We start from the raw sequence: 6,894 nt of genomic DNA on the forward strand, positions 1-6,894 counted from the left end.
GGCGGCCGCCGACGGTGAATTCGTTGCGCTTGGCGTGCCCGCCGAAATCGTCGTGATTGTCGAGGATCAGGATGCGCGCGCCCTTGCCCGCGGCTTCGCGGTAGAAATGCGCGGCGCTGAGGCCGCTGATCCCCGCCCCGACCACGACGAGATCATAGACCTCGCCGGTATCGACCGGCTTGCTCCCCACCGCGTCCCCGTCGCGCAGCGCATGCGCATCCTCGAACGAGCCGGGGTGGCTGCCGCGCATCCCGGTGAGCGCGGGCGGATAATAGCCGGGACGATCCTGCGCCGCGCGCTCCACCGCCGCGGCCTCGGCAAGTTGCGGCGCGAGCCCCACGGCAAGCGCGGCGATCGGCATGCCTTGCAGGAAATCGCGTCGCTCGATCCTGCGCCCCATGCCGAGATCGCGATCCTCGCCGTGATCCTTTGCGCGCTCGTCGCTCATACGGCTCTCCAAAAAATCTGTGATCACATTGGCCGGACATCCTTTGGCAAAGGGTCCGCTATTGTCAAGCAAGGCGCGTCCGCACCGGCCTATGCCGCCAGCGCGTCCGGCCGCTTCCAAGGCAGGTTGAGGCTGGCGCCGACCGCCTGGTTGAAGACGGTCCCGCGATGCAGGTTGAGCCCGGCGGCGAGCCCCGGATTGCGCCGGATTGCCTCCACCCCGCCGTCGGCGAGCGCGAGCCCGTAAGGCAGCGTCGCGTTGTTGAGCGCGAAGCTCGACGTCAGCGGCACCGCGCCGGGCATGTTGGCGACGCAATAATGCACGATATTATCGACGACATAGGTGGGATCGGCGTGCGTCGTCGCGTGCGAGGTCTCGAAACAGCCACCCTGATCGATCGCGACGTCGACCACCACCGCCCCCGGCTTCATCAGCGACAGCATCGCGCGGGTGACGAGCCGCGGCGCGCTGGCGCCCGCGATCAGCACCGCGCCGATCACTGCATCGGCGTCTGCGATCTCCGATTCCACCGCGTCGATCGTCGAGACGCGGGTGCGCACCCGCCCGCCGAACAATTCGTCGAGTTCGCGCAGCCGGGGAATGAACCGGTCGATCACCGTCACCTCGGCGCCGAGCCCGACCGCCATCCGCGCGGCATGCGTGCCGACGACGCCGCCGCCCAGCACCACGACGCGCGCCGGCCGCACCCCCGGCACCCCGCCGAGCAACAGCCCGCGCCCGCCCGAATGCCGCTTGAGCGCATCGCCCGCCGCCTCGATCGACAGCCGCCCGGCGACCTCGCTCATCGGCGCCAGCAGCGGCAGCGCGCCGCGATCGTCGGTGACCGTCTCATAAGCGACCGCGGTAACCCCCGATTCGAGAAGACCGTTGGCCTGATCGGGATCGGGCGCGAGGTGGAGATAGGTGAACAATATCTGCCCTTCGCGCAGCTGCGCCCATTCGGCCGCTTGTGGCTCCTTCACCTTGACGATCATCTCGGCGGTGGCGAAGATCTCCACCGCGGTCTCGACGATCCGCGCGCCGGCGCGCTGGTATTCGGCGTCGGCCGCGCCGATCCCGGTTCCCGCGCCGCGCTCGATCATCACCTCATGGCCGTGCGCGACATATTCGCGCACCGCGAACGGGGTCAGGCCGACGCGATATTCGTGGGTCTTGATTTCCTTGGGCACACCGATGCGCATTGAACCCTCTCCTTGAACGTTTTGATGCCGCGACGCGATCAGGCCGGTGCGATCTCCTGGCAGAGCAATTTGATATCGAGGAATTCGGCGGTCCCGTAATGCGAGCCTTCGCGGCCGAGGCCCGATTCCTTCATCCCGCCGAACGGCGCGACCTCGGTCGAGATCAGCCCGGTGTTGATGCCGACCATGCCGTAATCGAGCGCCTCGCCCATCCGCCAGATCCGGCTGGCATCGCGGGTGTAGAAATAGGCGGCGAGGCCGGCGGAGCCGCTGTTGGCATAATCGATCACCTGCGCCTCGCTGTCGAACGGGACGAGCGCGGCGAGCGGGCCGAACGTCTCCTCGCGGCACAGCAGCGCGTCAGGCGAAACGTCGGCCAACACCGTCGGCGCGTAGAAGTTCCCGCGATCGCCGATGCGCGCACCGCCGGTCAGCACCCGCCCGCCGCCGGCACGCGCATCCGCGACATGCCGCTCGACCTTTTCGACCGCCGCCCGGTTGATCAACGGCCCCGCATCGGTCGCGCCGCCCAGCCCCGCGCCGGTGCGCAGCAACGCGACCCGCTCGGCCAGCGCATGCGCGACATCGTCATAGATATCGCGGTGGACGTAGATCCGATTGGCGCAGACGCAGGTCTGCCCGGTGTTACGGAACTTGGCCGCCATCGCGCCTTCGATCGCATTGTCGAGATCGGCGTCGGGAAAGACGATCAGCGGCGCGTTGCCGCCGAGTTCGAGCGAGACGCGCTTGACCGTTCCCGCGCATCGCGCCGCGAGCATCTTGCCCACCGGGGTCGATCCGGTGAAGGTGAATTTGCGCACGCGCGGATCGCCGGTCAGCACCTCGCCGATCGCCGGCGCGTCGCCCGCGACGATGTTGAACACCCCGGCCGGGATGCCCGCTTCGTCCGCCAGTACGGCGAGCGCAAAGGCGGTGAGCGGGGTGAGTTCGGACGGCTTGAGCACGACGGTGCATCCCACCGCCAGCGCTGGTGCGACCTTGCGCGTGATCATCGCCGCGGGGAAATTCCACGGGGTGATCGCGCCAACGATGCCGACCGGCTGCTTGACGACCACCAGCCGCCGCGTCGCGGTCGGCCCGGGGATGACATCGCCGTTGGCGCGCTTGGCCTCCTCGGCGAACCATTCGACGAACGACGCGGCATAAGCGATCTCGCCCTTCGCCTCCGCCAGCGGCTTGCCCTGTTCGGCGGTCAGCAGCCGCGCGAGATCGTCGCCATGCGCGAGGATCAGATCGTGCCAGCGCCTGAGGATCACCGACCGCGCCTTGGCCGGCAGGGCGCGCCACGCCGGGAGCGCCCTTTCCGCGGCATCGACCGCGCGGACCGCCTCGGCGCGGCCGAGCCGGGCGACCGATGCGATGACGCTGTCGTCGGCGGGGTTGGTCACGTCGAACCGGTCGTCGCGATCGATCCATTGGCCGTCGATATAGCCGGCGCCGCGCAGCAGATCGCGGCGGCCGAGCAGATCGGCGATCATCCCCTGGTCTCCGCCAGCGCGTCACCCAGGATCGCCAGCCCTTCGTCGAGCACGGCGTCGCTCACCGTCAGCGGCACGAGGATGCGGATCGTGCGCCCCTCGACGCCGCAGCTCAGCAGGATCAGCCCGCGCGACAGCGCCGCACCGCACAGCGCCTTGGTCGTCGCGGCGTCGGGAAGATCGAACGCGATCATCGCGCCGAGGCGGCGGATGCCGGTGATCGACGGCGTATCGTTGCGTGCCGCCAGTTGCTCGAGACGACGTTGGGCGATCGCGCCGATCGCCTCGGCACGATCGAGCAGCCGCTCCTCCGCGATCACGTCGAGCACCGCATGCCCCGCCGCGCAGGCGATCGGCGAGCCGGCATAGGTGCCGCCGAGCCCGCCGGGCTCGACGCTGTCCATGATAGCGGCGCGCCCGATCACCCCGGAGAGCGGGAAGCCGCCGCCCATCGATTTGGCCACCGCCATCAGATCGGGCTCGACCCCATAATGTTCGATCGCGAACATCCGCGCGGTGCGCGCGAACCCGGTCTGCACCTCGTCGGCGATCAGCAGGATGCCGTGCCGGTCGCAGATCGCGCGCAATTGCCGGACGAAGTCGACCGGCGCGATGCGGAACCCGCCCTCGCCCTGCACCGGCTCGATGATGATCGCGGCGACATCGTGCGGCGCGATATCCGCCGCGAACAGATCATCGAGCGCGGCAAGGCTCGCCTCGCTCGAAATCCCGGCCTCGGCATCGGGGAACGGCGCGTGGAACACCCCCGGCGGCATCACGCCGAATTGCTGCTTGTATGGCGCGACCTTGCCGGTCAGCGCGGAGGCGAAGAGCGTGCGGCCGTGGAACCCGCCGCGAAACGCGATCACCCCGCTGCGCCGGGTCGCGGCGCGCGCGATCTTGACCGCATTCTCGGTCGCCTCGGCCCCGGTCGAGAAGAAGATCGTCTTGGCCGCGCCCGCCATCGGCGCGAGCGCGTTGAGCCGCTCAGCGAGCGCGACATAAGGCTCATAGGCGACGACCTGGAACGCGGTGTGCGAATAGAGATCGAGCTGATCGGCCACCGCCGCGACGATCTTCGGGTGGCGATGCCCGACGTTGAGCACCGCGATGCCGCCGACGAAATCGATGAAGCGGCGCCCCTCGACATCCCACAATTCGGCATTGGCGGCTTTACCCGCGAAAACCGGGGTCGCGGTCGCGACCCCGCGCGGCACGGCCGCTTCGCGGCGCTTGAGAAGATCGGCGTTGGTCACTGGCCCTCCGGTCGGATGCTCGCGATGTCACGTGACGCGGCCGGTGATCCGGCTGGGTTTGGCATCGGTTGCCAGCGCATACTGTGATCACATAATGCAAATCAAGCGCGAAGTGAGCGAGCTTTTCGGGCACCGACGCCTCGTCGGACCCTCGCGCTACCACTCGCCACCCCCGGTGACGTCGCCCATATCTGCCCGCGAAATCGCAGAAAAGCACGGGTTTCGATCGAGTCCGGCCGGCTCGCCGAGACGCCCCTTTTCGAACTGCTTGTGATCACAATTGACTTGTGATCACAATTATGTGTCATTATCGTTCGTGCGACCGCCGATTCTTGATGGGGAAGTTGCGTACGCCGGTCGAACAATCGCCGAGCTCAACGAAAAACAGCGATCCGAAGGGGGACTAACATGCGCCTGGACAAGTGGATTCTTCTGGCAACCGCGGCCTTGCCGCTGCCGAGCGTCGCACAGACCGTCGCATCGCCCGACACGACCGATGACAGCGCGCAAAGCGCCCCGCCCGCGCAAACCGCCGCCAGCGACAGAAATCCGGGCGAGATCGTCGTCACAGCGACGCGCCAGGCGCAGTTCATCTCCAAGGTGCCGATCAGCATCAGCGCTTTCTCCCAGCAGAGCATGGATTCGAAGGGGATGAAGAGCTTCAACGAAGTCGCGCGCTTCACGCCCGGCGTCCGCTTCAATTCCGACGGCAACCAGATCAGTATTCGTGGCATTTCGTCTGGCGCGGGATCGGGGACCACCGGTATCTATATCGACGATACGCCGATCCAGATGCGCAATCTCGGCTTCAGCGCAGACAATTCCGCGCCGGCGATCTTCGATCTCGATCGCGTCGAAGTATTGCGCGGGCCGCAGGGCACGTTGTTCGGGGCGGGGTCGGAGGGCGGCACCGTACGCTATATCACCCCGCAACCGAGCCTCACCACCTTCGGCACCTATGACCGCGCCGAGATTTCGGCGACGCAGGGCGGCGGCGTGAGCTATGAGATCGGCTCCGCAATCGGTACGCCGATCATCACCGACAAGCTCGGCGTGCGGCTGAGCGCGTGGCATCGCCGCGACGGCGGCTATATCGATCATGTCGATTACAAGACCAACCAGATCGACAATAAGAACATCAATTACGGCGATGTCACGGTGCTGCGCGGCGCGCTGGCCTGGCAGCCGACCGAGGGCTTGCTGATCACCCCGTCGATCCTGTGGCAGCAACGCACGACGCACATGACCGACAGTTTCTTTCCGGCGATCTCCAATATCGCCAACGGCGATTTCAGGAACGGCTCGCCGGAATATCGCGGATCGAAGGACAGATATATTCTTCCGACGCTCAATATCCGGTACGATACCGACAGTATATCGTTCATCTTGAACACGTCTTATTTCAGCCGAACCAACTATACCGGATATGACGGAACGCTCTACAACCTGTCTTATTATCAGGATTGCTACGAAAGCGGCTGCGGCTTTCAGGACGGCGGCGTTCCCGGACAGGCCTTTTTCCCGTTCCTGACCCCGACCGGAGTCAATCCGGCGCTGCCGCGCTATCTCAGCCCGTCGAAGGTGACCAACACCCAGAAGATCTGGACCCAGGAAATCCGTCTGCAGTCGGCCAACCCCGACGCACGCTTCAAATGGGTCATCGGCGCTTTCTACCAGCATTCGGTGCAGCGGAGCATCGAGGAACTCGTCGATCCGCAGGGCAACGATTTCTTCAACGCAGTGTTCGGGCAGAGCCTCGAGGATTTCTTCGGCTATCCGCTCTACGGACAAGACAGCTATATCACCAGCACCAAAGGCACCGACAGCCAGATCGCCGGTTTCCTCGACATGACCTATGAGTTGCTTGCGGGAGTGAAGATCAGCGGCGGCGTTCGCGTCGCGCATACCAAATTCTCGTTCGTGAATTTCTCGGACGGCTCGCAGAACGGCGCGCGCACCACCGGCGCCGGCGAGGCATCGGAAACCCCGGTCACCCCGAAGGTCGGGGTCAACTGGCAGGTCGACAACAACAACCTGCTCTACGCGACCTGGGCCAAGGGCTTCCGCCCGGGGGGCGCCAATGCGCCGGTTCCGTTCAACGCCTGCGCCCCCGATCTCAAGCAGCTTGGGCTGACCTCCTCGCCCGACAGCTATAAGTCGGATACCGTCAGCAGCTTCGAAATCGGCAGCAAGAACAAGCTGTTCGACAACAAGCTCCAGATCGCCGTGTCCGCCTATACGATCAAGTGGAAGGGCATCCAGCAGAGCGTCAATCTCAATTCGTGCGGCATCCAGTTCACCGGTAACCTTGGCCAGGCGCGCAGCCGCGGCTTCGATCTGCAATTGACCGTCATGCCGATACACGGCCTCTCGATCGATGCGTCGGTGGGTTATACCGATGCCGTCTACACCCAGACGCTGGCGTTCGGATCGAGCAGCCCGGTGGTCTCGGCCGGCGATGCGATCGGCGGCCCGCCGTGGACCTTCTC

The 6,894-nt window shown here is 66.0% G+C and carries 5 protein-coding genes; 1 reads left to right on the forward strand and 4 read right to left on the reverse strand.

Going from position 1 to position 6,894, the window contains the following annotated elements; all coding sequences use genetic code 11:
- The 4 genes from BGN95_RS18840 to gabT form a co-directional block, all read right to left on the reverse strand.
- On the reverse strand, positions 1-448 hold a 448-nt coding region (locus tag BGN95_RS18840; RefSeq protein WP_286773658.1), incomplete at its 3' end, for an NAD(P)-binding protein.
- 89 nt (positions 449-537) lie between these two features.
- Entirely contained in the window at positions 538-1,650 is a 1,113-nt protein-coding gene (gene ald / locus BGN95_RS18845; protein ID WP_286773659.1) for an alanine dehydrogenase, read from the reverse strand.
- 38 nt (positions 1,651-1,688) lie between these two features.
- Positions 1,689-3,149: an NAD-dependent succinate-semialdehyde dehydrogenase gene (locus tag BGN95_RS18850; protein WP_286773660.1), complete on the reverse strand. Its 1,461-nt coding sequence runs from the start codon at positions 3,147-3,149 to the stop codon at positions 1,689-1,691.
- The gene (gene gabT, locus BGN95_RS18855; RefSeq protein ID WP_286773661.1) at positions 3,146-4,405 is read right to left on the reverse strand and encodes a 4-aminobutyrate--2-oxoglutarate transaminase; all 1,260 of its coding nucleotides are present in this window, start codon (positions 4,403-4,405) and stop codon (positions 3,146-3,148) included. Before gabT ends, BGN95_RS18850 begins: the two co-directional genes overlap by 4 nt.
- 408 nt (positions 4,406-4,813) lie before the next feature.
- Between gabT and BGN95_RS18860 the strand changes: the two genes are divergently transcribed.
- On the forward strand, positions 4,814-6,894 hold a 2,081-nt coding region (locus BGN95_RS18860; protein WP_286773662.1), incomplete at its 3' end, for a TonB-dependent receptor.

It is taken from the genome of Sphingomonas sp. 66-10, assembly GCF_001897045.1.
GTDB lineage: Bacteria > Pseudomonadota > Alphaproteobacteria > Sphingomonadales > Sphingomonadaceae > Sphingomonas > Sphingomonas lycopersici.

Excerpts from the sequence above, each read along its gene's own strand:
- ald (WP_286773659.1), bottom strand. The coding sequence starts at position 1,650 with ATGCGCATCGGTGTGCCCAAGGAAATCAAGACCCACGAATATCGCGTC.
- BGN95_RS18850 (WP_286773660.1), bottom strand. The coding sequence starts at position 3,149 with ATGATCGCCGATCTGCTCGGCCGCCGCGATCTGCTGCGCGGCGCCGGC.